General features: G+C 65.4%; 25 protein-coding genes and 1 tRNA gene. 13 read left to right on the forward strand and 13 right to left on the reverse strand.

Features of this window, described 5'->3' with window-relative positions; all coding sequences use genetic code 11:
• Nucleotides 1-159: 159 nt before the first annotated feature.
• Nucleotides 160-816 carry an outer membrane protein gene (locus tag ACHMWQ_RS12110; RefSeq protein WP_354548341.1) on the forward strand — a complete coding sequence of 219 codons (657 nt, stop codon included), beginning with the start codon at nt 160-162 and terminating at the stop codon, nt 814-816.
• 159 nt (nt 817-975) lie between these two features.
• Here the strand turns inward: ACHMWQ_RS12110 and ACHMWQ_RS12115 are convergent, their stop codons facing one another.
• The 4 genes from ACHMWQ_RS12115 to ACHMWQ_RS12130 all read right to left on the reverse strand — a co-directional run bounded on the left by ACHMWQ_RS12115 (nt 976) and on the right by ACHMWQ_RS12130 (nt 3,610).
• The gene (locus ACHMWQ_RS12115) at nt 976-1,821 is read right to left on the reverse strand and encodes an inositol monophosphatase family protein (RefSeq protein WP_396307654.1); all 846 of its coding nucleotides are present in this window, start codon (nt 1,819-1,821) and stop codon (nt 976-978) included.
• 16 nt (nt 1,822-1,837) lie between these two features.
• Nucleotides 1,838-2,440: a glutathione S-transferase N-terminal domain-containing protein gene (locus ACHMWQ_RS12120; protein WP_396307655.1), complete on the reverse strand. Its 603-nt coding sequence runs from the start codon at nt 2,438-2,440 to the stop codon at nt 1,838-1,840.
• Between the two features lie 40 nt (nt 2,441-2,480).
• Nucleotides 2,481-3,083: a ribonuclease T gene (locus tag ACHMWQ_RS12125; RefSeq protein ID WP_396307656.1), complete on the reverse strand. Its 603-nt coding sequence runs from the start codon at nt 3,081-3,083 to the stop codon at nt 2,481-2,483.
• Nucleotides 3,084-3,145: 62 nt separating this feature from the next.
• On the reverse strand, nt 3,146-3,610 hold the full coding sequence (locus ACHMWQ_RS12130) for a hypothetical protein (RefSeq protein ID WP_396307657.1): 465 nt from the start codon (nt 3,608-3,610) through the stop codon (nt 3,146-3,148).
• Nucleotides 3,611-3,784: 174 nt separating this feature from the next.
• Between ACHMWQ_RS12130 and ACHMWQ_RS12135 the strand changes: the two genes are divergently transcribed.
• Nucleotides 3,785-4,765: a glutathione S-transferase family protein gene (locus ACHMWQ_RS12135; protein ID WP_396307658.1), complete on the forward strand. Its 981-nt coding sequence runs from the start codon at nt 3,785-3,787 to the stop codon at nt 4,763-4,765.
• Nucleotides 4,766-4,769: 4 nt separating this feature from the next.
• Here the strand turns inward: ACHMWQ_RS12135 and ACHMWQ_RS12140 are convergent, their stop codons facing one another.
• The 3 genes from ACHMWQ_RS12140 to ACHMWQ_RS12150 all read right to left on the reverse strand — a co-directional run bounded on the left by ACHMWQ_RS12140 (nt 4,770) and on the right by ACHMWQ_RS12150 (nt 6,818).
• Entirely contained in the window at nt 4,770-5,639 is an 870-nt protein-coding gene (locus ACHMWQ_RS12140) for a 23S rRNA (adenine(2030)-N(6))-methyltransferase RlmJ (protein ID WP_396309435.1), read from the reverse strand.
• Nucleotides 5,640-5,724: 85 nt separating this feature from the next.
• On the reverse strand, nt 5,725-6,174 hold the full coding sequence (locus tag ACHMWQ_RS12145; protein WP_354548353.1) for a host attachment family protein: 450 nt from the start codon (nt 6,172-6,174) through the stop codon (nt 5,725-5,727).
• Between the two features lie 146 nt (nt 6,175-6,320).
• Nucleotides 6,321-6,818 carry a GFA family protein gene (locus ACHMWQ_RS12150; protein WP_396307659.1) on the reverse strand — a complete coding sequence of 166 codons (498 nt, stop codon included), beginning with the start codon at nt 6,816-6,818 and terminating at the stop codon, nt 6,321-6,323.
• Nucleotides 6,819-7,013: 195 nt separating this feature from the next.
• Between ACHMWQ_RS12150 and ACHMWQ_RS12155 the strand changes: the two genes are divergently transcribed.
• Nucleotides 7,014-8,285, forward strand: coding sequence for an MgtC/SapB family protein (locus tag ACHMWQ_RS12155; RefSeq protein ID WP_396307660.1), 1,272 nt, complete (start codon nt 7,014-7,016; stop codon nt 8,283-8,285).
• Between the two features lie 8 nt (nt 8,286-8,293).
• Here the strand turns inward: ACHMWQ_RS12155 and purN are convergent, their stop codons facing one another.
• Together purN and purM are read right to left on the reverse strand one after the other, a co-directional pair.
• Entirely contained in the window at nt 8,294-8,956 is a 663-nt protein-coding gene (gene purN / locus ACHMWQ_RS12160; protein WP_396307661.1) for a phosphoribosylglycinamide formyltransferase, read from the reverse strand.
• 2 nt (nt 8,957-8,958) lie between these two features.
• On the reverse strand, nt 8,959-10,032 hold the full coding sequence (gene purM, locus ACHMWQ_RS12165; RefSeq protein ID WP_396307662.1) for a phosphoribosylformylglycinamidine cyclo-ligase: 1,074 nt from the start codon (nt 10,030-10,032) through the stop codon (nt 8,959-8,961).
• A gap of 307 nt (nt 10,033-10,339) precedes the next feature.
• On the opposite strand from purM, the gene ACHMWQ_RS12170 reads away from it, so the two are divergent.
• From ACHMWQ_RS12170 to ppx, 4 genes are all read left to right on the forward strand, one after another.
• Complete coding sequence (locus tag ACHMWQ_RS12170; protein ID WP_396307663.1) at nt 10,340-11,431, forward strand: AI-2E family transporter; 1,092 nt, start codon at nt 10,340-10,342, stop codon at nt 11,429-11,431.
• 26 nt (nt 11,432-11,457) lie between these two features.
• Nucleotides 11,458-12,162, forward strand: coding sequence for a hypothetical protein (locus tag ACHMWQ_RS12175; protein ID WP_396307664.1), 705 nt, complete (start codon nt 11,458-11,460; stop codon nt 12,160-12,162).
• An 82-nt stretch (nt 12,163-12,244) separates the two neighbouring features.
• Entirely contained in the window at nt 12,245-14,443 is a 2,199-nt protein-coding gene (locus ACHMWQ_RS12180) for an RNA degradosome polyphosphate kinase (RefSeq protein WP_354548365.1), read from the forward strand.
• Between the two features lie 82 nt (nt 14,444-14,525).
• Complete coding sequence (gene ppx, locus ACHMWQ_RS12185; RefSeq protein ID WP_396309436.1) at nt 14,526-15,992, forward strand: exopolyphosphatase; 1,467 nt, start codon at nt 14,526-14,528, stop codon at nt 15,990-15,992.
• Between the two features lie 82 nt (nt 15,993-16,074).
• Here the strand turns inward: ppx and rnd are convergent, their stop codons facing one another.
• Nucleotides 16,075-17,253 carry a ribonuclease D gene (gene rnd, locus ACHMWQ_RS12190; RefSeq protein WP_396307665.1) on the reverse strand — a complete coding sequence of 393 codons (1,179 nt, stop codon included), beginning with the start codon at nt 17,251-17,253 and terminating at the stop codon, nt 16,075-16,077.
• Nucleotides 17,254-17,694: 441 nt separating this feature from the next.
• Between rnd and aspS the strand changes: the two genes are divergently transcribed.
• Nucleotides 17,695-19,476, forward strand: coding sequence for an aspartate--tRNA ligase (aspS, locus tag ACHMWQ_RS12195; RefSeq protein WP_354548369.1), 1,782 nt, complete (start codon nt 17,695-17,697; stop codon nt 19,474-19,476).
• Between the two features lie 119 nt (nt 19,477-19,595).
• Nucleotides 19,596-19,672, forward strand: a tRNA-Met gene (locus ACHMWQ_RS12200).
• Between the two features lie 73 nt (nt 19,673-19,745).
• Here the strand turns inward: ACHMWQ_RS12200 and ACHMWQ_RS12205 are convergent.
• Together ACHMWQ_RS12205 and ACHMWQ_RS12210 are read right to left on the reverse strand one after the other, a co-directional pair.
• Nucleotides 19,746-20,831, reverse strand: coding sequence for a hypothetical protein (locus tag ACHMWQ_RS12205; protein ID WP_396307666.1), 1,086 nt, complete (start codon nt 20,829-20,831; stop codon nt 19,746-19,748).
• Nucleotides 20,832-20,913: 82 nt separating this feature from the next.
• Entirely contained in the window at nt 20,914-21,414 is a 501-nt protein-coding gene (locus ACHMWQ_RS12210) for a MarR family transcriptional regulator (protein ID WP_354548372.1), read from the reverse strand.
• Nucleotides 21,415-21,732: 318 nt separating this feature from the next.
• Between ACHMWQ_RS12210 and ACHMWQ_RS12215 the strand changes: the two genes are divergently transcribed.
• Genes ACHMWQ_RS12215 through ACHMWQ_RS12225 form a run of 3 tightly spaced genes read left to right on the forward strand, consistent with a single transcriptional unit; the run spans nt 21,733 to nt 23,064 of the window.
• Nucleotides 21,733-22,260 carry a DoxX family protein gene (locus tag ACHMWQ_RS12215; protein ID WP_396307667.1) on the forward strand — a complete coding sequence of 176 codons (528 nt, stop codon included), beginning with the start codon at nt 21,733-21,735 and terminating at the stop codon, nt 22,258-22,260.
• Complete coding sequence (locus ACHMWQ_RS12220; protein WP_396307668.1) at nt 22,257-22,625, forward strand: hypothetical protein; 369 nt, start codon at nt 22,257-22,259, stop codon at nt 22,623-22,625. Before ACHMWQ_RS12215 ends, ACHMWQ_RS12220 begins: the two co-directional genes overlap by 4 nt.
• A 49-nt stretch (nt 22,626-22,674) precedes the next feature.
• The gene (locus tag ACHMWQ_RS12225) at nt 22,675-23,064 is read left to right on the forward strand and encodes a hypothetical protein (protein WP_396307669.1); all 390 of its coding nucleotides are present in this window, start codon (nt 22,675-22,677) and stop codon (nt 23,062-23,064) included.
• A gap of 125 nt (nt 23,065-23,189) precedes the next feature.
• On the opposite strand, the gene ACHMWQ_RS12230 is transcribed toward ACHMWQ_RS12225, so the two are convergent.
• Nucleotides 23,190-25,130, reverse strand: a complete 1,941-nt coding sequence (locus ACHMWQ_RS12230; protein ID WP_396307670.1) for an autotransporter domain-containing protein — start codon at nt 25,128-25,130, stop codon at nt 23,190-23,192.
• A 337-nt stretch (nt 25,131-25,467) separates the two neighbouring features.
• On the opposite strand from ACHMWQ_RS12230, the gene ACHMWQ_RS12235 reads away from it, so the two are divergent.
• Nucleotides 25,468-26,238 (forward strand): FadR/GntR family transcriptional regulator, encoded by a 771-nt coding sequence (locus ACHMWQ_RS12235; RefSeq protein WP_396307671.1) that lies wholly within the window; start codon nt 25,468-25,470, stop codon nt 26,236-26,238.
• The last annotated feature ends 28 nt before the right edge of the window (nt 26,239-26,266 follow it).

The following is a 26,266-nucleotide window of genomic DNA, read 5'->3' on the forward strand; positions in this document are numbered from 1 at the left end:
GCGTGATTTTGGCAACGCTGGCCGAATGCCCCGAACATGCCGCAATTCCTGTCATGTTCTGCCGCAATGACAGGGTTAATTCGGACCATCGGATCGGGGGCAGAAAGTCGCTCCCGGATCAAGTTTTGTAAGTTCAGTTTAGTAAGCATGGAGACTAAGATGCTGCGTATCCGCACCCTCTCCCTCGGCGCTCTGGCGCTCGCTCTTTCGGCAGCCCCGGTTCTGGCTGCGGATCTCACCTACGAGCCCGCCCCGGCTCCGATGGCTCCGGCCGCGCAGGCATTCAGCTGGACCGGCCCGTATGTCGGCGCCCTGGTCGGCTACGGCTGGTCCTCCAGCGATGCCAACTCGCTCGGCGCTTTCGGCAGCGTGAACGGCGACGGCTTCAAGGGCGGCCTCTATGCAGGCTACAACTTCGACATGGGCAACCAGTGGGTTGTCGGTGCTGAAATCGACGCCAACCTCGATGACGTCAGCGGCTACAACGCCCTCGGCGGCTTCCGTCAGAAGTGGGACGGCACGGCCCGCGCCCGCGTCGGTTACGCCTTCGACCGTTACCTCGCTTACGGCACCGGTGGTGCGGCGATCTCGGGCGCCAAGGCTTCGGTCAACGGTGCTGGTTCGGACGATCAGACCCACATGGGCTGGACCGTTGGCGCCGGCGTTGAGGCCCAGGTCTGGAACAACGTCACCGCTCGCGTCGAATACCAGTACGCTTCCTACGGCAAGGAACACTACGACATCGGCGGCCCGGGCGGCACCGACATCGACTTCAGCACCAACACGATCCGTGCTGGCGTTGGCGTGAAGTTCTAAGATCGGTTCTTCCGAACCTGATCAAAACGCCGGCGGGGCAACCCGCCGGCGTTTTTTGTTTTGGCGGGGTTATCCGGTGTTCTGGTTGGCTCACCTGCCCAAACAAAAAGAGCCCCGGCGATGCCGGGGCTCTTTCGTCTGTCGGATGGTCCGGGCCGATCAGGCGCGGGCGTATTCCGTGCCGGCGAACAGGGCCGCCTGCAGCGCATGCCAGCTTTCCTCGTCCGGCGCGCAGAGCAGGCCGCCTTCGCGATGCGTCGGCAGGTAGGCGCTGCCGTCGAAGCGGGCGGAATAGCCGCCGGCCTCCTGATGGATCAGCCAGCCCGCGACGTGATCCCAGACGGTCAGCTTGGCATAGAGACCAAAATGGCTATTGCCGCCGGCCAGCATCCGGTACTCGTGCGCGGCGCAGCGATACCCTGCGGCCGAACGGGTCGAGGCCAGATTGGCGCAAACCTGCGAACGCAGCGGTTCCGGCAGCAGCGACCAGGACGCGGTGCCCGACATCTGGTGAACCGGCTTCGCGGCCGCGACCTGAAGGTCGTTGCGTTCGCCGCTGGCATTCTCCGTCCAGGCGCCTTCGCCGCGAATGGCCGTGGTCCAGTCGCCGCCGATCGGGTCCAGGATGACGCCTCCGACCGCCTCGCCGCGAACCACAACGCCGGCCATGACCCCGAACAGGGTGAGCCCAGAGGCAAAATTCTTGGTGCCATCGACGGGGTCGACGACAAAGGCGAGTTCGGCGCCGTCGAGCCGGTCGAGCAGCGCCTCATCCGCCGATACCGCCTCTTCGCCGATGACCACGGCGCCCGGAAATGCCTTGTTCAACGCGGCGGTGATCATCCGCTCCGCCGCCTCGTCGGCGTCGGTGACGAGGTCCTCGGCCGAAGTCTTTTGGCGGATCGCCCCGGCGCTCAGATGCCGGAAGCGCGGCAGGATCTCGGCTTCCGCGGCGTCGTGCAGGATCCGGGCGACCGTCTGGGCATCGCCCACTGAAAAGCTCATGGAATTCTCCGGGGGATCAGGAGGGGAAGCGCGTCAGCTCGAAGCTCGGGACGCGGGCGGCGAAGTCGTCGAGGAAGGCGACCAGCCGGGGATGGGTGGCGCGCCAGGCGCCCTCGAAGCGAAGGTCTAGATAGCCAAGCGCACAGGCGAGCGCGATCGAACCGACATGAACCGCTCCATCGAAGGCACGGGCCTCGGCGGCGGCGAGGCCACGATCGACCTTGCCTTGCTGATGTGTCGTCCATTTGACGCTCTGCGCCGCCGGTTCGCGCCAGCGGCCCTCATAGACCTGGAGCAGCGCGGCGTCGGCGATGCCGTCGGCCAGCGCCTGTGCTGTCAGAACCGGATAGCGCGTCGCTGCATCGGCGGGGATGATCTTTCCGCCGCCGGCCAGGTAATCGAGATACTCGAGGATGACGCGGGAATCGTAGAGCACGGTGCCATCCTCGAGGACCAGCGCCGGGATCTTGCCGAGCGGGTTCTGCTGCCGGAGCACCTCGTTCGGATCCGCCGTATCGGCGGCGACGATGTCGATCCGGTCCATCAGTCCGAGATGATGGGCGGCAATCTTGACCTTGCGCCCGAACGGGGAGGCGGGCGAACTGCGCAACACGAGCAAAGCGAGGGTTCCTGTCGGATGGGGGAAGTGTCCTGCCGGCCTAGCGGACCGGCGGCATGACGAGGCTGTTGTTGCGGCAGGCCTTGCGGTCCACCTCGGCGCAATCGCGGAAGCGGAGATCCTTCGTCAGGCAGACGCGCACTTCTTTCAGCCGACGCGAATCGCAGCTGACGGCGATGCCGCTGGCCTTGAGGTCGGGATTGGCGGCGATGAAGGCGGCCTCGACGTCGCGGGGCGAGACCGTCAGATAATCCGGCAGGTCGACGAACTGGCGCGGGATCCGCACGGCATCATGCGCCTGCCGGGTCAGGTCGAAATAATCCGAAGGCTCCAGGCCGGAGCAGGAGCCGTGCGTTCGCCATTCATGCCGCACGAGAGACGGGCTCGGCATCACGTCGAGCATGCTGTCGACGAGGCGGCGCGGCAGTCCGCTGCGCGGCCCCACATCGCAATCGCGCGGCGAGCCGCGTTCATATTGCGGCCAGAGGCCGTGCACGACAAAGGCGAAGGGACGGGGGCCGCCGCACTGGATGCGGTCGGAGCGGCCGCGGTCCTGGCAATAGGTCGGCGACCACGACAGCGAGAGGACGTAGAAATCGAAATCGCCCGGCGTGTCGGCGGAGGCCGGCGCGCCCGTTGTCATCCAGGCGGATAGGGCGAGACAAACCGCTAACAGGCCACGGACGGCCCGCGAGCGTGGCACGCTCAATACCGGCCCGGACGAACCGTGCGGCACCAGCCGTCATGGACGCGCCACGGATCCTGGCCGGCGACGCAGAAATCGACATACCAGCCGATCGAGGCGAAGCCCATGCGCTCCTCGATCAGGTAGTAGACGGCGGTCGGGCGGACATTGTCGGCGATATAGACGTCGGCTTTGCAGAAGCGGCGGTCGATCAGGCCCGGATCGCCCGGCCGGAACTGCGTCTCGGTGATCGATGCCACTTCGCGGAAGGCGAGGTTGTTGCCCCAGGTATGGGTATTGGCCCAGTGATAGCGCTCGGCGATGTTGGACATCACCTTCGGCGAGTCGCAGGGCGGCACGGTGCCGCGATCCCAGCCGCGCCGGACCTCCTGGGTGTAGCCGCCATCATAGTCGGCCGCGAGGGCGGCGCTGGAGCCGGCAAGGGCGGCGACAAAGGCGAGGGCAGCTGCGAGGCGACGGATCATGATTGCGATTCCCCAGAGGACGCTTTGCAGGACGATGCGTCACAGCCGCCATTATGGTCAAGCATTCAGGGGGCCGGATCGGGCAGGGTGGTGAACAGAGAGTCGCCGTGTGGAGTGCTGGCAACAACCCCCGTTTGAGCCGATATGAGGCGCAACAAGGAATGGAGCACGGATATGGGCCTTCTGGTCGACGGAGTTTGGCAGGATCAATGGTACGACACCCGCAACACGGGCGGTCGCTTCCAGCGTAGCGCCGCGGGCTTTCGCAACTGGGTGACGGCGGATGGCAGCCCGGGCCCGACGGGCCGGGGCGGCTTCAAGGCCGAGGCGGGTCGCTATCACCTCTACATCGCCCGGGCCTGTCCCTGGGCGCACCGCGTCATGATCTTCCGCGCCCTGAAGGGCCTCGAGAAGATGATCGACTATTCCGTGGTCAACTGGCTGATGGCCGAGAATGGCTGGACCTTTGCCCCGGGCGAGGGCGTCACCGAAGACAAGATCAACGGCTTCGAGTTCCTGCATCAGGTCTACACCAAGGCGGATCCGGACTATTCGGGCCGCGTCACCGTGCCGGTGCTCTGGGACAAGCAGACCGGCACGATCGTCAGCAACGAATCCTCCGAAATCATCCGGATGATGAACTCGGCCTTCGACGGCATCGGCGCCCGGACGGGCGACTATTATCCCGAGGCGTTGCGCCCCGAGATCGACGCGCTCAACGCCCGCATCTACGACACCGTCAACAACGGCGTCTACAAGGCCGGCTTCGCCACCAGCCAGTCGGCCTATGAGGAAGCGATCCACCCGCTCTTCGCCAGCCTCGACTGGCTGGAGGGATTGCTGTCCCAGCAGCGCTATCTGGCCGGCGACCGGCTGACCGAGGCGGACTGGCGGCTGTTCACGACCCTGCTGCGCTTCGACCCCGTCTATGTAGGCCACTTCAAGTGCAATCTGCGCCGGCTGGTCGATTATCCCGCGCTCTGGTCCTACACGCGCGAGCTCTACCAGATGGACGGCATCCGCGAGACAGTCGATTTCGACCACATCAAGCGGCACTATTACGAGAGCCACAAGACGATCAACCCGACCGGCATCGTGCCGCTCGGCCCGATCCTGGATTTCGACGAAAGGCCGGATCGCGCCTTCGCAGCGTGATCCGCTAGGTCTCGCCGCGGATCCACCAGACGCGGCGGCCTGCCTTGTCGGTCTCGCCCAGAATGGGGGCGAGGCCGGTCAGCAGCGTGTCGAGCGTGCGGTCGAGCTGCCAAGGCGGATTGCAGATGACGATGCCCGTGCCGTTGAAGGTGTCGGGCGTCGTCCGCTCGCGCACCCAGAGCTCGGCTCCAAGGATCTTGGTGATTCCGCTCTCGGCCAACCGCTTGTGGAAATTCGAGACCGCGCCGATATCCTTGATCGGATACCAGAGCGCGTAGATGCCGGTGGGCCAGCGCTGATAGGCCTTCTCGAAGCGCTCGAACATCGTCTTGAATTCGTCGGGCTGCTCGAAGGGCGGGTCGATCAGGACGAGGCCGCGCCGTTCCTTCGGGGGCACGAAGGAGCCCAGCGCCAGCCAGCCGTCCAGCTCGATCGCCTTGACCTGGATGTCGCCCGCGAACAGCGCCGCCAGCGTTGCATGGTCGGCGGGATGCATCTCGACGGCGGTCAGCCGGTCGGTTTCGCGCAGCAGGTGCCGCACGAGCCAGGGCGAGCCCGGATAGTGCTTCAGCTTGCCGTTGGGATTGGCGGCAGCGATCGTCGCCAGATAGGGCGCCAGCGCCTCTGCGAGCTTGCGGGACAGGTCGATGGCCGGCTTGCCATCGCTGCGCAGCAGCTTGCCGATGCCGCCCTGCCATTCCCCGGTCTTGCCCGCCTCGGTCGCCGTCAGGTCATAGAGACCCATGCCGGCATGGGTGTCGATCACCCGGAACGGCTTGTCCTTGGCCTTGAGGTGCTCGAGGAGCAGCGCGAGGATGGCGTGCTTGACGACATCGGCGAAATTTCCGGCGTGATAGGCGTGGCGATAGTTCATGGCCACGGTGTTGGCATTGGCCGGGCGGCGGTGCAAGGCCCATTCCGGCCAGGGCATGCACTTATCAGCACCGCCGCGCCGGCGATCAGGCGGCGAGCAGGCGCTGGATCTCGTCCACGGGTGTTGAGGTGAGGGTCTTCGGCACCTCGCCATGGATGCGGTCGCTGACCTGCTTGTGGAAGGTCTGCCGCAGCATGCCGAGCGTCTTCGGCGGCGCGACGATCACCAGTTCCTCGAAATCGCCGGCAAGCGCTGCCCGATAGAGCGCCTCAGCGATCGTCGTGGCGAACTTCTGCTCTTCCAGCGTGTGCCAATCCGTCTGCTCCACCGAACTGCGAGCGGAGCCAACGCTCTGCATGACGCGGCCCGGCCGGTCGGTGCCTTGCTCATGCGTCGACGGGTTATCCGCGCCGTCCAGGATCCGCTCGACGACCAGGTCCAGCGCCTGCGGCGTGCCGCGATTGCGCAGGAAGAGCGCCTTGCGCCCGTCGCCGACCAGGATCAGGGCGTTATGGTGGATGAGAAAATCGGGCATGAGACACCTTCCTGCGGGGATCATTGCGGGCAAGCGCCCCCCGGAGAGGGAGGGTGCTTGTCACGCCAACGCACCCTTCGCCGTTGGGTTGCGGCATTATGGTCGGAGCCGGTGCCGACGGACACCGCAAATCGCGCCACCTTGGATCAGCTTTGCGTGTTCGCTGGCAGTCTATCCGGCGCCGCCCACGTCGCCGCATAGCCGGCAATCATCTCGCCATAGGCGTCGTCCGGCGGCAGCGCCGTGAAGCTGCGCACGGCCGGCGTCGTCGCCCAGGGCAGCTTCTCGCTTGTCCACGTCTCCATGTAGGGGACGAACCAGCTGGGGTCGTCGAGCATGGTGGGCCGGAGGTTGACGAAGAAGTCGATCCCATCCGGCCGAGTGAACATCCACGTCATGCAATGTCCGCAGAAATAGTGCTTCGGCGCACCATGCAGGCCCCCGATAACGGGCTCCCCTAGGGTCACCTCGAAGGCTTCGCTGGGGATGGCGGCGGAAAGCGAATAGGCGCCCGACGACATCTTCTGGCAGCCGGTGCAGTGGCAGGCCATGGTCAGCAATGGCCGTGCCGTGATCCGCAGCCGCACCGCGCCGCAGCGGCATCCGCCCTCCTGGATGAAAGGCTCATTCGAACTCATGCTCATGGTCTCCTCCTTCGGTCGTCGTCATGACAGGCGAGGGGAAAACCGCCGTCAAGCGCGCGATGGCCTTTCGCCGGCTGCGGCTGGATCCTGTCCAGCGGCAATCACGCTGGCGAGGGCGCATGCCATGCGTCATCGTGAGGTTCTGTATCGCGGCTGCTATGATGGGTCGCGTTAATACCGTGCGGGAGAAGGCGTGTGGATGAGTTCGAGCCGTTCTACCGGCTGGCGGTGTCCGCCGCGATCGGCTTGACCGTCGGCATAGAGCGTCATTGGCGCGAGCGGGAGGCGGCACCCGGCCAGCGAACCGCGGGTATCCGCACCTTCGCATTGATCGGAATGCTGGGCGGAGCTGCCGGCCTGATCGAGGCCGCGCTGCCGAGCGGCGGTACGCCGGGTGTGGTGGTCGCCGCGGTTTTCGTCGCCTTTGCCGGAATTTTCGCATTCTACAAATGGCGGGAGGCGCAGGCGGAGTTCGACTTCAGCGTGACGACGGTGGTCGCCGCGATGGTCACCTATATGTTCGGGGCGCTGGCCGTGGTCGGGGATCTGCGGCTGGCGGCAGCCGGTGCTGTCGTGCTTACCGCGATCCTCGCGAGCCGTGAGGCGCTACATCACTTCATCGAGCGCCTGAGCTGGGTCGAGCTTCGGTCGGCGATCATCCTGCTGGCGATGAGCTTCGTCATCCTGCCGCTGCTGCCGGAGGCGCCGTTCGGACCCTTCGGCGGCATCTCGCTGCGGGCGGTCTGGTCGCTCGCCATCCTGCTCGCCGCGATCTCCTATGCGGGATACATCGCGGTGCGCGTCCTCGGCTCCGGGCGTGGCGAACTGGCGGCGGGCGCAGCGGCCGGGCTTGTCTCTTCAACAGCCTTGACACTTGGCAATGCCCGGCAGGCCGCCAGCGGCGGCGACGCAAATCGGCTGGCGGCTGGCGCGGCGGTCGCGGCCGGCGTTTCCTATGTTCGGACCGCCATTCTCGCGGTCGCTCTCATGCCCGCGCTTGTCTCGCTGCTGCTGCCGCCGCTTGTGATCGGCGCGCTCGCCATGGCCGCCGGAGCCGCCTGGCTCATGCGCGGACCCATCGTGGCGCAGCAGGACATGGAGCCAATCGGCAATCCCTTCGAGATCGCGGGCGTTCTGAAGGTCGCGCTATTCCTCGCCGCGATCGGCTTTGCGGTTCGGGCGGCGTCTTCCGTGTTCGGCTCGGCCGGCATCATCGCCACGTCGGCACTGGCCGGCATTGCCGATGTCGATGCCGCCACGGTCACGGTGACAGGGCTTCTCTCGCTCGATCCTGTCATCGGGGCTACGGCGATCATCGCGGCGGTGGCGGCCAATACGGTCGCGAAGGCCATCTATGCCCTGATCATTGGTGGCGGGCGGTTTGCTCGCCTGTTCGGCGCGATCTCCGCCGTCACGCTTCTGTTCGGCACGGCGGCGTTCTGGCTGGCCCGTGCGCTGGTCGGGTGAGTGTTCTCTCAGCCGCCGAATCGCGGGCTGACGAGCATGCCGGCAAGATCGGCGGGCAGGTCGCCCTGCATCACCAGCCGTTCGTTTTCGACGGAGGCCAGGCCCGAGGCGACCAAAGCGAGCGCCAGCGGGTAAAGCTGGTGCTCGGCCGTCAGCACCCGCTTTGACAGCATGTCAGGCGTATCGTCGAGCGCGATCGGCACGGCGGCCTGGCCGATGATCGGACCGGAATCCATCTGCGCGCGGACGAAATGAACCGTGCAGCCATGCAGCCGCATGCCGGCTTCGATCGCCCGCTCATGCGTGTGCAGACCTGGGAAAAGCGGTAGCAGCGACGGGTGGATGTTGATCATCCGGTCGCGCCAGCCCTCGCAGAAGCCATCCGTCAGCAGCCGCATGAAGCCGGCGAGGCACACGAGGTCGATCGCCTCGGCGCGCAGGCGAGCGTCCATGGCAGCGTCGAACTCGGCGCGGCTGCCATAGGCCTTGTGATCGATGACAGCGGTCGCGATGCCGGCCTCGGCGGCTCGGGCGAGCCCGCCCGCATCGGCCCGGTTGGAGAGCACCAGCGCGATTTCGGCGGGGAATTCGGGATCCGCGGCCGCCTCGATCAGCGCCGTCATGTTGGAGCCGCGGCCCGAGATCAGGATCGCGACGCGCTTCCTTGCCATGGTCACAGCGCCAGCGCGCCGGAGAACTCGACGCCTTCGCCGGTACGCGGCACCAGCGTGCCCAGCTGCATCACGCTTTCGCCTTCGGCGGCGAGCGCCGCGGTGACGGCTTCCACCGCTTCGGGGCTGACGACCACGATCATGCCGACGCCGCAGTTGAAGGCGCGCAGCATCTCGTGCTCGGCAACGCCACCGGTCTTGGACAGCCAGGCGAAGACGGGCGGCACGGTAACCGCGTCGAGATCGACCGAAGCAGCCAGCGCATCCGGCAGCACGCGCGGAATGTTGTCGACGAAGCCGCCGCCGGTGATATGCGCCATCGCCTTGATCGCGCCGGTGGCGCGGATGGCGGCGAGCAGCGGCTTCACATAGATGCGCGTCGGCTCGAGCAGGGCGCGGCCGAGCGAAAGCTGCGGCGCGAACGGGGCCGGGGCATCGAAGTCGAGGCCCGAGAGTTCGACGATCTTGCGAACCAGCGAGAAGCCGTTCGAATGCACGCCCGAGGAGGCGAGGCCCAGGAGCACGTCGCCTTCGGCGATATCGGGACGCGGCAGCAGGCCGGTGCGCTCGACCGCGCCCACCGCAAAGCCGGCCAGGTCATAATCGCCCGCCTTGTAGAGGCCGGGCATTTCGGCCGTCTCGCCGCCGATCAGCGCGGCGCCGGCGATCCGGCAACCCTGCGCGATGCCGGCGACGACGGTCGCGGCCTCGGCCGGGTCCAGCTTGCCGGTGGCAAAATAGTCGAGGAAGAACAGCGGCTCCGCGCCCTGCACGATCAGGTCGTTGACGCACATGGCGACGAGGTCGATGCCGACCGTGTCATGAATGCCGGTGTCGATCGCGACCTTCAGCTTTGTGCCGACGCCGTCATTGGCGGCGACGAGCAGCGGATCGGTATAGCCGGCCGCCTTCGGATCGAAGACGCCGCCGAAACCGCCGATATCGGCATCCGCACCCGGCCGGCGGGTCGCCTTGACCAGCGGCTTGATCATATCGACCAGACGGTTGCCGGCGTCGATATCGACGCCTGCGTCGGCGTAGCTGAGGGCGTTTTTGGCGCCGGTCTTTTCGGTCATCGAAGGATCCCGGTTGCTTTCGGCAGGGAGGACCACATCCGCGCCGTCGCCGTCAACCCGGAATCACCGAATGCTCGCAAATGCAGCGTTTTGAGCGGCGTATTGGCCTCCGTGGCGTGGCGCACGGGGCAAGATCGTTGCGGACGCGGCGCGGACCACTGTCGGCGCGCATATCGCCCGGATATACCTGACTATTCGCCGGTTGCGGGCCGCTCGCCTTGACCATCTTGCCATGCACGCTCTATCTGGAGCGCTACGGAGCAGGTGGATTGCCCGCCGACCGATGAGATGAGAGGGCGCCAGCGCCGTGAATCTGCAACGTCAGATCGGATTTTGGCTGGGCGCGCTCCTGGTCTTCATAATTTTCCTCGTTGTGTTCAGCAGCGTTCTCCTGCCGTTCCTGGTCGGCATGGCGGTGGCCTATGGCCTCGATCCGATCGCCGATTGGCTGGAGCGGCGCGGGCTAAATCGCCTCTCGGCCTCCCTGGTCATTCTGGTCGGCTTCATCGTCATCCTGGTGCTGATGGTGGTCCTGATCGTGCCGCTGCTGGTCAACCAGCTGGCCGGGCTGATCGACAAGATCCCGACCTATGCGCAGCAATTGCAGGCTCTGATCCAGGCGTTCCTGCAGACCCGCTTCGGACAGATGCTGCAGGTCGATTCCGGCCAGCTATCGAATTCCATGGGCACGCTGATGAGCGAGGGCGCCGGCTGGCTGTCGACGCTGCTGAAGTCGCTCTGGAGCGGCGGTTCGGCGCTGGTCGACCTGGCGGCGCTGTTCGTCGTCACGCCGGTCGTCGCCTTCTACATGCTGATCGACTGGGACCGGATGGTGGCGCGGATCGACAGCTGGGTGCCGCGCGACAATGTCGAGACGGTGCGCATGATCGCACGCGACATCGACCATGCGATCGCCGGTTTTGTGCGCGGGCAGGGCCTCGTCTGCCTCCTGCTCGGCTGCATCTATGCTTTCGGACTGATGCTGGTCGGGCTGAACTTCGGCCTGCTGATCGGTATCGGCGCGGGCATTCTGTCCTTCATCCCTTATGTCGGGACCACGGTCGGCTTCGTCGTCGGCGTCAGCGTGGCGCTGGTCCAGTTCTGGCCGGACTGGCCGTGGATCGGCGCGACGGTCGTCGTCTTCATGATCGGGCAGTTCATCGAGGGCAACATCCTGCAGCCGCGCCTGGTCGGGCGCAGCGTCGGGCTGCATCCGGTCTGGCTGATGTTCGCGCTGTTTGCCTTTGGCGCCCTGTTCGGCTTCGTCGGGCTTCTGGTGGCCGTGCCGGCCGCCGCCGCGATCGCCGTCTTGATGCGCTTTGCCATAGCGCGCTATCTGACCAGCCCGATCTATCGGGGCCGGATGGGCGGTGACGACCAGCCCCCCGCGCTTCCTTGAGCGTCCGTCGTTCGAGCCTGTTCGATATGAGTGATTCCCTGCGGCAGTTGCCGCTTTCGCTGCCGCATAGCGCCGCCATGACGCGTGCGGATTTCATCGTCGGGCGGGCCAACCAGTCCGCCATCGCCCTGATCGACCGCTATCCCGATTGGCCCAATCCCGTGGCGCTCCTCGTCGGCCCGGCGGGCTCGGGCAAGACCCATCTCGGCCAGATCTGGAAGACAGCGACCGGCGCCGTCGAGATCGCGGCGCGGGACCTGGCCACCGCCGGCCTGGACGAGCTGGTGGGCACCCATCCCGTGCTGGTCGAGGATGTCGACGGGGAGGGCGTCTCCCAGACGGCGCTGTTCCACCTGTTCAATCTGGTGCGCGAGCGTCGCGTATCCGCGCTCTTTACCAGCCGGGTCCCGCTGCAGGCGTTGCCCTTCGACCTGCCCGACCTCGCCTCGCGCCTGCGCTCGGCGGTCCCGGTCGAATTGCTGGAGCCGGATGACGAATTGCTGGCTCGCGTCATCGTCAAGCTGTTCGCCGACCGGCAGCTGGCGGTCGATCCCGCCGTCATCGATTTCATCAGCCATCGGATGGAGCGCTCGCTGGGCGCGGCCAATCGGCTTGTCGAACTGCTCGACCGCGAGGCGCTGGCCGCGGGCCGGCCGATCACGCGTCATCTGGCGGCGACGGTTCTGGCGCGCGAAGCCGGCGACGAGCCCGAATTGCCTTTCGACGACTAAAGATCCCGAGAGGCTCTGAGCCTGACGCAATTGTCACAATTCGCGTGTATCCTGTGGGGACAACGCGATTGGAAGAGCGGAAATGGACCAGAAGAATCCGGACGCCAAGGCAGCCCTGGCTGCCGTCAAGATCGAGGCGGACGAAGCGAACCGGCTGCGTCACAGCCCGGAACGCTTCATAAATCGTGAGATTTCCTGGCTGGAGTTCAATCGCCGCGTTCTCGAGGAATCGGGCAACGCGCAGCATCCGCTGCTGGAGCGCCTGCGCTTCCTGTCGATCTCCGCCAACAATCTCGACGAGTTCTTCATGGTGCGCGTGGCCGGCCTTCGGGGCCAGCAGCGCGAAGGCGTCAGCATGACCAGCGATGACGGCCTGACGCCGAGCGAGCAGCTGATCAAGATCGCGGACGCCGTCGGCACGCTCGCCTCCGACCAGCAGAACCGCTGGGCGGAACTGCGCGGCGAACTGGCCATCGCCGGCATCATGCTGGTCGACCCCGTGGACCTCAAGGAGAGCGAGCGGAACTGGCTGGAAGGCTATTTCATGGACTCGGTCTTCCCGGTCCTGACGCCGCTCGCCATCGATCCGGCCCATCCGTTCCCCTTCATCCCCAATCTCGGCTTCTCGCTGGTGCTGCAGCTGGTGCGCCCGGCGACAGGCAACCGCATGACGGCGCTGCTGCGTGTGCCGATGACGCTGGACCGCTTCATCAAGCTGCCCAGTTCCGAGCCCGGCATCGAGCGCTTCATCAGCCTGGAGCACGCCGTCCAGCTGTTCACGGCGCGGCTGTTCCCGAGCTATACGATCGAGGGCGTCGGCGCCTTCCGCATCATCCGCGACTCCGACATCGAGGTCGAGGAAGAGGCCGAGGATCTCGTCCGCTTCTTCGAATCGGCCCTGAAGCGGCGCCGGCGCGGCTCCGTGATCCGGCTCGAGATTGAATCGGCCACGCCTGACGCGCTTCGCAATTTCGTGGCCGGCGCGCTGGCCGTTCTGCCGGACGAGATCTTCCTCGTCGACGGCATGCTGGCGCTGAACGACCTGTCGCAACTCGTCGGCGTCGATCGTCCCAACCTCAAGTTCCCGCCCTATCAGGCGCGATTTCCCGAGCGCATCCGCGAGAATGGCGGCGATTGCTTCGCGGCCATCCGCAAGAAGGATCTGATCGTCCACCATCCCTACGAGTCCTTCGATACGGTGGTGCAGTATCTGCGCCAGGCCGCGCTCGATCCGGACGTCGTCGCGATCAAGCAGACGCTCTATCGGACCTCGAAGGACAGCCCGATCGTCAGGGCGCTGCAGGAAGCCGCCGAGGCCGGCAAGTCGGTGACGGCGCTGGTCGAATTGAAGGCGCGCTTCGACGAGGAGGCCAACATCAAGTGGGCCCGCGATCTCGAGCGCGCGGGCGTGCAGGTGGTCTACGGCTTCATCGAACTGAAGACCCACGCCAAGCTGTCCCTGGTGGTTCGCCGCGAGGGCGGGGCGCTCGTCAGCTACGTCCATATCGGCACCGGCAACTATCATCCGGTCACGGCGCGCGTTTACACGGATCTGTCCTATTTCTCGGACGATCCGGCGATCGCCCGCGATGTGGCGCGGCTCTTCAACTACATTACCGGCTACACCGAGCCGGTCGAGATCGAGCGGCTTTCGACGTCGCCCCATTTCCTGCGCAAGCGGATCCTCGACTTGATCTATGCCGAGATCGACCATGTGAAGGCCGGCCGGCCGGGCGCGATCTGGATGAAGATGAATTCGCTCGTCGATCCGCAGATCATCGACGCGCTCTATGACGCCAGCCGGGCAGGGGTCGAAATCGATCTCGTCATCCGCGGCATCTGTTGCCTGCGGCCGGGCGTGCCCGGACTTTCGGACCGCATCCGGGCCAAATCGATCGTCGGCCGCTTCCTGGAGCATGCCCGCATTCTCTGCTTCGGCAATGGCCACGGGTTGCCCTCGCCGGAAGCGATCGTTTATATCGGATCAGCCGACCTGATGCCGCGGAACCTCGATCGTCGTGTTGAAGCGATGATCCCGATGCTGAATCCGACCGTGCACGAACAGGTGCTCGATCAGATCATGGTCGCAAACCTGAAGGACAACCAGCAGAGTTGGGAGATCCAGCCTGACGGGACGTCCCGACGGATCGTGCCGCGCAAGGGCGAAGAAGTCTTCAACGCCCATCAGTATTTCATGACAAACCCGAGTCTATCTGGCCGTGGCAAATCGCTCAAAAACAGCTCCCCTCGGTCAATCGGAAACCGGCCTGCCAAATCCTGAATCAGATACCAGCGCGGGGGGAACCCTGCCGACGCATGAGTATGCGCCGGGGCGGCTGAATGGCAGCGGTCCCGTCGCGATCATCGACATTGGTTCCAACTCCGTGCGTCTCGTCGTCTACGAGCGCATGAGCCGCACGCCGATGCCCCTTTTCAACGAAAAGGAGCTGGCCGGCCTCGGTCGCGGTATCGCCGCCACAGGTCGCCTGAACGATCAGGCCGTCGAGGCCTCGCTGGCGGCCATCCGGCGCTTCATGGCGCTTTGCGAGCAGATGCACGTCAAGGCGGTGCATGTCCTGGCGACCGCCGCCGCGCGCGAGGCCTCCAACGGCCCCGATTTCCTGGCGCAGGTCGAATCCATCACCGGCGCGGACGTCGCCTTGCTCAGCGGCCCGGAAGAAGCGCGTCTGTCGGCCATGGGCGTGCTCTCGGGCATCCATGATCCGGACGGCATCGCCGGCGATCTCGGCGGCGGCAGCCTGGAAGTGGTCGACATACGCGGCCGCGAAGTCGGCATTGGCGAGACCTTCCCGCTGGGTGGCCTCCGGCTTGAGGAAGTGTCCGAAAAGACGCTGAAAAAGGCCGAGAAGATCGCCATCGACGCCTTGGCCAATTCGTCTGTCCTGGCCAAGGGCGAGGGCCGGCCCTTCTACGCGATCGGTGGCACGTGGCGATCGCTCGCCCGGCTGCACATGCGCCAGAAGGGCTATCCGCTTCACATCATGCATGAATATGCGATCCCGGCGGACGAGGCGCTCGACTTCTGCCGCATGGTCGCCCGCCGCGATGCCGAGTCGCTCGATTCGATCGAAGCGGTCTCGAAGAGCCGGCGCCTGCTGTTGCCCTATGGCGCGATCGTGCTGGAGCAGGTGATCCGCGCGATGAAGCCGTCGATGATCATCTTGTCGGCGCTTGGCGTCCGCGAGGGCCTGCTCTACGACCTGCTCGACAAAGAGACCCAGATGGCCGATCCGCTGATCGAGGCGGCCGAGGAACTGGCTCTGCTTCGTTCCCGCTCGCCCGGTCATGTGCGCGAGCTCGGCCCCTGGACTGGCCAAGCCCTGGCCGCGATCGGCATCGAGGAGACGGCCGAGGAGGTTCGCCTGCGCACGGCGGCCTGCCTGATGGCCGATATCGGCTGGCGTGCCCATCCCGATTATCGCGGCGAACAGAGTCTCAATCTGATCGCGCATGGCTCCTTCGTCGGCATCGACCATCCCGGCCGCGCCTATCTGGCCCTGGCGAACTATTATCGCCACGAGGGACTGGTCGACGAGCACATCTCGTCGCGCATCCGCGAACTGGCGACGACCCGCCTGCTGGAGCGGGCGCGGGCGCTGGGCGCCGCGCTGCGCGTCGCCTATCTCGTCTCGGGCGCCATGGCGGGCGTCATCTCGCGCACCCGCATCGAGGCGCGCGGCGACCAGCTGACGCTCGTCCTGCCGCCGGACCGCGCCATGCTGGCCGGCAGCCGCCTGCAGCGGCGCGTCGCGCAGCTGGCAAAGCTGGGCGCGATGAAGCCGGCCATCGTCGTCGAAGAAATCGTCTGAGCGCCTCAGCGGGCGCATAAAAAGAAAGCGCCGACGGCGAGCCGTCGGCGCTTTGAATAGTCCGAACCCTTAGGGATGCCGTTCAGGCGGCCTCGATGGCCGGCTTGGGCGCGTCGCTGACGATCGTCACCCGGCGGCCGTCGAGACGCAGCGAGATGTCGCCGCGCTTGAGCTTGAGCGCCTGCTCGCCGAACAGCTCTCGGCGCCAGCCATGCAGCGGCGGGACGTCGGCATTGTTGTCGCCGGCAATGGCTTCCAGATCGTCCACCGTGGCGATCACCCGCGCCGCGACGCCATGCTCCTCGCTGGTCATCTTCAGCAGGACCTTCAGCAGGTCGACGGCCGCGCCATTGCCATCCGAGGCCGGCTTGACCTTGGGAACCTTGGGCAGCTTGTCCTTGGGCAGGTCGACGGCCTTCTTGACGGCGGCGAGGATGTCCTCGGCCGTACGCGAACGCTCGAAGCCCCGCGGAATGGTGCGTAGGCGCGCCAGCGCCTCGGCCGTGGTAGGATGCTGCTCGGCGATCTCGTAGATCGCGTCGTCCTTCAGGATGCGCCCGCGCGGCACGTCGCGGGCCTGCGCCTCGCGCTCGCGCCAGGCGGCGACTTCCATCAGCACAGCCAGTTGCAGCGGCTTCTTGATGCGCATCTTGAGGCGCTTCCAGACATTGGCCGGATCCACCTGATAGGTGTCGACCGAGGTCAGGACATTCATTTCCTCCGCAACCCAGTCGTTGCGGTTTTCCTTGTCGAGCTTTTCCTTCAGCGCCTTGTAGACATCGCGCAGATGGGTGACGTCGGCGATGGCGTACTCGACCTGCTGCGGCGTCAGCGGACGGCGGCTCCAGTCGGTGAAGCGCGAGGACTTGTCGATCGGGTGGCCGGTGATGCGTCCGACGAGCTGGTCATAGCTGATCGATTCGCCGAAGCCGCACACCATGGCGGCGACCTGCGTATCGAAGATCGGGTGGGGGAGGATGCCGCCCAGATGCCAGACGATTTCGATGTCCTGCCGCGCGGCGTGGAAGACCTTCACCACGGCCTCGTTCGCCATCAGGGCGAAGAAGGGGGCGAGATCCAGGCCGGGAGCTTCGGCGTCAATGACCACCGCTTCGTCCGTGCTTGCAATCTGGATGATGCAGAGCTTCGGCCAATAGGTGGTCTCGCGCATGAACTCCGTGTCGACGGTGACAAATTCGAACTTCGCGAGGCGATCGCAGGCAGCGGCGAGGGCTTCTGTTGTCGTAATGATATCGGTCATGAAGCTTCTAATAGCGCAGGCCGGGCGGCTTGTCGCGGGGGGAGGTGCGCTTCCCAAATGGAGAGAGCCCAGGCTCCGGCGACGCGGGCGCCAGGAGAAAGCGCCGCTCGCATCGACTTCGGGCCTGGGCAATCCAATATCCCGCCATGGCGCGCGACGACTAGTACGTCGCGTGCCAACCGATGGGGCCGGAGTACATCCGTCCTGACCCGATCGTTTGAACTGCAGCGCCTTTCGGCGCGCGGTCCGTTTCAGTGGCTGGGATGAGACTTAGATAGGCGACCGTTTCGGGATTACAAGGGAAGGCCGCGCGCCGGGCCCCGGTTCTTGACAAAGCGGGACCCACATGCGCTTTTCCGCGCGCGTATGCGATATTCCCTCCGCTTCCGGGGGCTTGTCCGTTCGCCCTGTCGACGCCAGACCAAACCGGATTCCAGCACCATGCACCGCTATCGCACCCATACCTGCGGACAACTCCGCGAGACTCATGCGGGCGAGACCGTCCGTCTCTCGGGCTGGGTTCATCGCGTGCGAGATCATGGCGGCCTGCTGTTCATCGATCTGCGCGACCACTACGGCCTGACGCAGATTGTCTGCGATCCCGACTCGCCCGCCTTCAAGGTGGCCGAGGCGGTTCGCTCCGAGTGGTGCATCAAGATCGACGGCATCGTGAAGAAGCGCACGGCCGAGACGGTCAACGCCAACCTGTCGACCGGCCACATCGAAGTGTTCGCACAGGACATCGAGGTCCTGGGGGTCGCCAAGGAATTGCCGCTGCCGGTGTTCGGCGAGCCGGAATATCCCGAGGATATCCGCCTCAAGTACCGCTTTCTCGACCTACGCCGCGAGACGCTGCACGCCAACATCGTCAAGCGCACCCAGATCATCGCCACCATGCGCGAGCGCATGACCGAGATCGGCTTCCACGAATATACGACGCCGATCCTGACCGCTTCGTCGCCGGAAGGCGCGCGCGACTTCCTCGTGCCGTCGCGCATTCATCCCGGCAAGTTCTACGCGCTCCCCCAGGCGCCGCAGCAGTTCAAGCAGCTGCTGATGATGGCCGGCTTCGACCGCTACTTCCAGATCGCGCCCTGCTTCCGGGACGAGGATCCGCGCGCCGATCGCCTGCCGGGTGAGTTCTACCAGCTTGACCTCGAAATGAGCTTCGTCACCCAGGAAGACGTCTGGAACACGATGGAGCCGGTGCTGCGCGGCATCTTCGAGAAGTTCGCCGACGGCAAGCCCGTCAGCCAGAAGTTCCGCCGCATTCCCTATGACACGGCGATCCGCACCTATGGTTCGGACAAGCCCGACCTGCGCAACCCGATCGAGATGCAGGCGGTTACCGAGCATTTCGCCGGTTCCGGCTTCAAGGTGTTCGCGCGCATGATCGAGGCGGATCCCAAGGCGGAGGTCTGGGCGATCCCGGCCAAGACCGGCGGTAGCCGAGCCTTCTGCGACCGGATGAACTCCTGGGCGCAGCAGCAGGGCCAGCCGGGCCTCGGCTACATCTTCTGGCGCACCGAGAACGGCGCGCTCGAGGGGGCCGGTCCCGTCGCCAAGAACATCGGTCCGGAGCGCACCGAGGCCGTCCGCCAGCAGCTCGGCCTCGACGATGGCGATGCCGTCTTCTTCGTCGCCGGCGATCCCGCGAAGTTCTACAAGTTCGCCGGCGATGCGCGCACGCGCGTCGGCACCGATCTGAACCTCGTCGACAAGGACCGGTTCGAGCTTTGCTGGATCGTCGATTTCCCGTTCTACGAATGGGACGAGGAAACGAAGACGCTCGATTTCGCGCATAACCCCTTCTCGATGCCGCAGGGCGGCATTGAGGCGCTCAACAACCAGGATCCGCTGACGATCAAGGCGTATCAGTATGACGCCGTCTGCAACGGCTTCGAGATCGCTTCGGGTTCGATCCGCAACCAGCTGCCGGAGACGATGGTCAAGGCATTCGAGCTGGTCGGCCGGTCGCGTGAGGATGTCGAGCGCGATTTCGGCGGTCTCTACCGCGCGTTCCAGTACGGCGCGCCGCCGCATGGCGGCATGGCTGCCGGCGTCGACCGCATCGTCATGCTGCTCTGCGGCGCGCAGAACCTGCGCGAGATCACGCTGTTCCCGATGAACCAGCAGGCGGAAGACCTGCTGATGGGCGCACCGAGCGATCCGACGCCGAAGGCGCTGCGCGAGCTGCACATCCGCCTGAACCTGCCGGCCTGATCGGCAGGACGCACCGGCGAGCCTGTGGACGACGGCGAATAGTTGTTTAGCCGGGGTTCACAAGCGAGGGGGGTCCGTCTATATCACCACTGCGCGACGACATCAGTCGCCGCGCTTGACGCGGGGTGGAGCAGCCCGGTAGCTCGTCAGGCTCATAACCTGAAGGTCATCAGTTCAAATCTGGTCCCCGCAACCAGCCTAAAAAGAACCCGCCCTAACCGGCGGGTTCTTTCGTTTTGGAGGGTTGTCGGCCAGGCCTTCTTGTCGGGTCAGTCGCCCGGGCAGATCAGCTTCACCTTGATCGTCTCCGTGCCGCTCGCCGACAGGCCGCCCTGGGCCAGGAGCTTCGCAAAATCCATGCTTTTGACGTCGCGGGACATCGTAGATTCCGTCCGCATGTCCTGGTCCGCGAAATAGGAGCCGCCGCTTAATTCGCCCTGCGGCCGCATCGACATGCCGTGGCCGCCGCGGCACTGGACCTTGACGTCGCCCGGCGCGCTGGTCGTCTTGCCCTTCAGCGCCATGGTCAGGCCGTCCGTCTCCAGGGTGAGGTTGACCTTGGTATTGAGCTGACCCGAAGAGGTGCAGGTCATGCCGGCCAGGCGCATCTTGCCGATCCGGCCGATCTGGACGCCCTTGCCGTCCAGCGACCATTGATCGGAACCGGGCGAACTCTTGCCTTTCAGCTCGATCGGGCCGGTCTGGTAGAGATAGGTGACGTCGAACTGCGGCCCCTGGATCCGCGGCTCCAGCCGGGCTTCCACTGTCATTTCGCCTTCGTCGAGCACCTTCTTGAGCAGCGCGCGGAGAGCGGCGATCTGCTCGGTGTAGCGCACGACCTCCTCGGCGGCCATCTTGCTCGGCAGGCGCTTCCAGTATTCGCTGGCGCCCGCGGCCCGGCATTCGGCCCCGTGCGCGTTTTCATGCGCGAGGTTGATATCCGCCAGTTCCTTGCACTGGGAGCCCGATTTCAGCGCTTCGAGATCCGAGGCCGACTGTTCGCAGGTTCCAAACGGCATCTTGACGTTGCTGGGGCCGGTGTAGCCCTTGACCTGCGGGTGGGGCAGGGTGAAGCCGGCCAGGATCCGCGTGCGTTCCCGGATCGAGCGATCGTAGATGTTGACGTCGGAATCAGGATGGGTCGGCGTCTTCTTGGCCTCGATCAGAGGCGCTTCGATTGTCTCGAGCTGGTCGCGGATCTTCTGCTGGATCTTGAGCAGGGCTTCCGCGTTCCTGAGTTCCTGCTGGATGCTCTCGAGATGGCGGCACGAACAGGCCGCCCCATCGGCGAGCGCTGCCGGGACCGGAACAATCGCGGCGAGAAGGGATGACATGGCGATCAGACGCTTCAGCATGAACGCTTTCCTGTTGCTGGTGACAGCCATGCCTAGGGATGCGGATCGGCGCGATCAAAGCCGATCGATTGCAATTTGAGGCCTATTCGCCGGCGCTCGCGCGAGCCGGGTCATAGACGTAGCCATGCCGGCGGGCGATTTCCTTGCGCGCCTGCAGGAAGATGCGGCCGATCTCGAACAGCCTTTGCGTCGGCATCAGCAGCAGGCGGCGGCGATCCTTGGGGTCGGGCGTGCGCACCAGCGTGCCGGAAGCGACCATGTCGTCGATGTGCCGGGTAATCGTGACGTCGCTGGTGAAGGCCTCGAAGTAGGTTGCCACCTGCTTGACGGTCAGGATCTCTCCCTGCAGCCATTTGTGGCCGATCAGGGTAAAGATCATGTCGGCTTCGAAGATGCTCCGCCAAGGATGCTTGAGAAAACCCTGCTGGATCATCTGCCGGCGGAATTCGGCGCGGTATTCGAGCCATGAGACGTCCGAGGCCAGCAGCGCCCGCTGCTCCGGATCGAGCGCCACCTCCGCATGATCTTCGATCTCAAGGACGTCATTGGAGATGTCGCGGCGCGCGACCTCGCTCTTGTGCATGGGTTTGGATTCCGACCGCGGGAACAGGACCACTCTGTGTTTCAACCATAAGGCATTGCCACGTCCCGGCGCACTTCGCTGCGACCGAGGTCACACCTGGCCGCCTTCGGCGATCGAGCAGGAAATTAGCCGAAGAATTGTAGCTAATTGGCCCTTCGATGCCGCGATCGGGTTCGCTATTGCTCGACGAGGCCAGCCCTTTCGAGGCCGGCCAATAGGGCGCGACGCTATCGGCGCCCAACCTCCCGGGGCAATCGGGGGCCAGACATAACCAGGTTTTTTCCTTCGGACGCACCTGCATCCGTCGCCGGCGGAGCTTTGTCCGCGGCCGACCGGGGCAAGGGCATGGCAACGGACCAAAGCGAGACCACGATGAGCCTTGAAATATCGAATGAATCCGGCCCGGAGAACCCGGTCGCCTCGGCAGCGCGGTGGCTGGATACTCCGTCCGCCATCCTCCGCAGGCCCTGGGCAGGCTATGTCGCCCGTGCGCTGCTCACCTTCATGTTCTGGGCCAGCGGCCTCGCGAAGCTTCTGGACATGGATGCCGGCCTTGCCGAGATGCAGCATTTCGGTCTTGAGCCGGCAATGCTGTTCTACGTGGCAACCGTGGCGGTTCAACTCGGCGGTTCGCTGCTGGTCATCCTTAACCGCTGGACATGGCTGGGCGCCGGAGCCCTGGCGGTCTTCACCCTCCTGACGATTCCGATCGCCCACAATTTCTGGGCGATGGAAGAGCCCCTGAAGACGCTGGAGTTCCATGTCGCCATGGAACACATCACCGTGGTCGGAGGGCTGCTGGTCGCGATCTACGCATCGACGCCTCGGAAAGGGGCGGCGGCATGAGCGCGCAATGGCTTCTCACCGCCGGTCTTTGCCTGTTCGCGGCCGGCTGCACCAGCGATGCGCGGATGAATGCCGTTCGCGCCGACCTGACCACCCGGCAGGCCGCTGCCGAGGCTGCGGCCAGCCGCCCCGGCGGCACGGCGGAGGATAGGGAACGCGCCCGGGGCTATGCCTCCGCGCGATCCTGCGTCGACCAGATTCAGGCCCATGGAAAGGCGGTTCAGGCGACGCACATGGCGACCACGGCCGCGATGGCGGCGGTCAGCTTTGCGGGGTCGGGCGGTGCGCTGGCGGCGCGCGCCATGGGGCCGGTAAGCGGCGCGGCAATGGCGAGCCAGGCGCCCTTCAGCGTCGCCTGTTACTAGCCACCGGCCTCCTGTGCCGAGCCTGTCTTTAAACCCAGAGGTCGCGATCGTGCCTATCTATTGGAATGGCCAGGTTTTTCGGGCGGCGCTGCTGCTCGTCGCCGCGGGCGGTACGGCCGCCTGCCAGAGTTCCGCGTCGAGTTTCAAGGGCGCGAATGTCTCGGACAAGACACGCGCGCTGGAGAAGCAGCTGGAAGCCGAGGCGGTAGCCTTCGGCGCGGCACAGGGCGCAACGAGCTTGGCCGCCTCCGCCGATCCCACGGGGCTTTCCAGCTTCGTCAAGGCGCCGGTAGCCCTGGCCGGGCGCAATGCCATGGCCCGAAGCGCCAATGCGCGCATGGAGGCCCAACTGGCGCGCGACGAGCAGGAACTCTATCGCCGGTACGGCATGAAACCGGATGGTACGCCGTCAGGAATAAAGCCCACGGATGCCCGCTGACGGCTCGGGCGAGGCACCCCGATGTGTTGTGGCACCGCTCATGAAGAAGCCCCGGATCGCGGGATCCGGGGCTTCCTCCTGTCTGCTCCGAGCTGGTCCCGTTCCGTGGGACCGGCTATCTGCGGCTAGAGCTTCACGTCGAAGTTGATCTTGAACGCGTGCGCCTGGACGTCGCTGGCGATCTGGCCGGAATAGGACGCGCCGAGCGTGGCGCTTTCCGTCAGCGAGACGCCGAAGCCGGCTTCCACCGCCAGTGCATCCCTGGCGATCGGCACGCCCGCAATGTCGAACGAGGCGCCGGTGCCGAAGGCGAAGCTGGAGACAGGCGTCACGTCCTGATAGGCGTGCTGCCAGCCGAGCATGCCGTGCAGGGCGGTCTTGGTCTTGCCGAGATCGAACGTCGTCGAGGCACGGGCACCGAAGGTCGAGAAGGTGTTTTCCGTGGTCGAGTCGTCGGTCGAAAGCGCCGCGATCGTGCCGCCCGTCTCGGAGAAGCCGTCCGTGTCGAGATGGACATAAGCGAGGTTCACGAAGGGCTCGATCGCGCTCTTGCCCATGTCGAGGCGATAGGCGAGCTCGCCGAAGACCTGCGCCGTCGCGGCGTTGTAATCGGCGGAAAGCGATTCGCTGAACGCCGGGAAGGCGACGTTGCGGCGCGTGTCGATCTCGTGCCAGCCATACATGGCTCCGGAGCGGAAGCCGAGCGCGCCCCACTGCGTGCCGGCATAGACGCCGATGTCGTAATTGTCGCTCGAACCCGACGAGGCGCGATCGTCGACGTCGAAGCTGGAATGGCTGTAGCCGCCCAGCATACCGAGACGCCAGCCGCCGACCGGTGCATCGACGCCCGCCACGAAGCCGGCAGAGTTGCGGCCGAAATCGGCGGCGTCGCCGGAGGCCTTGGCATCCGCCGTCATGGCCAGCGCCTCGCCCCAGATCACGATGCCGTCCGTGTTGGCGGGCGCGGCATGCAGGCCGTTGGCGTCAAAAGTGGCGGTCATAGACGATGGCGTCGCGATCGCGTCGAAGGCGGAGCGGATACGGCGGTTGGCCGCGTCGCGGACATAGCGGCTGTCCTCGATCAGGCCACCCTTGATGTCGGCATGGATCTCGCCGGACAGCGTATTTCCATAAGGGCGCAGATACTTGTAGAAGGCGACGCCTTCCTCGCCATTGCCGGGAAAGCTCTCCTCGCGGTCGAGGACGTTCAGCGACCAGCCGTCCTTCGTCCACTTGAAGGAGAGGCCCTCGATTTCCTGCTCGGCGCCGAGCTTCAGATTGCCGAGGATCTCGACCTCGCCGGTCTTGAGATTGGCGCGGCTCAGCGTCTTCTCGGCGTCGTCGCTCGAAAAATACATCCAGCCATTGAGGATCTTGCCGCCTTGCGCCTGGTCGACAACCTGGGACAGGGGCAGGTATTCCTTGAAGCTGAAATCGGCGAGGTTGTAGACGGCGATCTGCGTGGCGTTGTCGTAGGCCATGCCATAGGCGAGGCCGGCCTTGGCGTCTACCGCCACCCAGCTGGCGATATCGACCGTGCCGCCCGGCGGATTGAGCGCATAGGCCTTGCCGGTATATTCCAGCGTCTTCGCATCATAGATGGCAAAGACCGGGTTGTTGTATTTCAGGTTGGTCACCGGATCCCGGTTGCTGGAATCGAGCGAGATGTAGAGCAGCCCGTTGGCGTAATCGATGTCGCCGATGTGGTTCAGGCCCGCATCCGAGAGCTCAGACGGGATCTTCAACACGTTCGCGATCGCTTCCGGGTTGATCGAGACGGTGTTGAAGTTGCTGTCGGCGATCTCGAGCGAATGGGTGCCCGAGAAATACCAATAGGTGCCGTCCGAAGTGACGCCTTGGCCGCGCGCGGGGTCGGCGCCCAGGAAGAAGTTGCGCTCGACCATGATCCAGGGCTCGACCGCGAAAGCCGGCAGCGACGTCGCGGCGAGGGCGGTGGACCAGAGCAGGGTGGCGGCCGCCGTATGCTTCAGGGCGGCAAGGCGGCGGTGATGCGGGGCCGAACGGCGGGCGGCTTCGCCGGCTGTGTCGATCATCATGGATGGCATTGGTGGCATTCCTGTTGGTGCATTGCGTCGATTTCTCAGCTCGCGCGATATCGTTCCCCGACAGCGGCAGCCCTCGACGGTGGAAAAATTCAACTCGGGTGTGGTTTCCTTGCTGAAATGATCCAATCAGCAAGGTGTGAAGTTCGGATCATCCGCGTTCGCGGCAATCATGCAGAAGAAATCCTTCGGCATAGCCCGGTCGGATTCTATCTATTCATATATTTACTTGAGTATGGATTACTATTTATGCGTCTTCGTATCGAATACTCTGGATGCGGGGTGGATGGTGTGCTTAATAGGGCCGGGGCATGACAGTCTTGTGAATAGTGTGAATGATATGAAGAATGGCGACGCCCTCTCGAGGGCCTCCCGGACGCGACCCCGCATCGAGGGCTCGGCCCGTTCCGGACTGCACGCGCGGCTGCTCAACGAGATCGGCCTCAGCATCGTCCGCGGCGAACTGGTGCCTGGCGACCAGTTGCCGAATGGCGACGACTGGAGCGCCGCTTTTGGCGCCAGCCGCACCGGCCTGCGCGAGGTCGTCAAGGTGCTGGCGGGCAAGGGCATGGTCGAGATGCGGCCGCGCACCGGCACGCGGGTCCGCCCCCGCAAGGACTGGAACTTCCTTGATCCCGACGTGCTGCTCTGGCGCTTCAGCGCCCGGACGACGGCCGAGGAGGCGCGCTCGCTGTTCGAACTGCGCCGGGCGATCGAGCCGATGGCCGGCGCGCTGGCGGCCGAACGCGCTTCCGCGGAACAGATCGCGGAGCTGCGCGCGCTGCTCGACGAGATGGAGCAAGCCGGCAGCGACGGCGAGCGTTTCGCCGTGCCGGACCTCGCCTTCCACCAGGCGATCCTGCACATGTCCGGCAATGAACTGATCGGCTCGCTCTCGGCCCTGATCGAAACCGCGCTGGTGATCAGCTTCCGCCTGACCGACGACAATCCGGCCGGGCAGGTCCATTCGCTCGGCCTGCATCGGCGCATCGTCGAGACGATCGAGCAGCGCGATCCCGCTGCCACGACGAAGGCGCTGATTGCGCTGCTGGATGGCGCGGAAGAGGACGTGCGCGCCTCGCTCGAAGCCCGGCTCAGCCGGCTGAAATAGCACGACGGCCTTTTGCCCCCATTCTCCC

This window comes from Kaistia sp. UC242_56, assembly GCF_044452255.1.
Taxonomy (GTDB): domain Bacteria; phylum Pseudomonadota; class Alphaproteobacteria; order Rhizobiales; family Kaistiaceae; genus Kaistia; species Kaistia defluvii_A.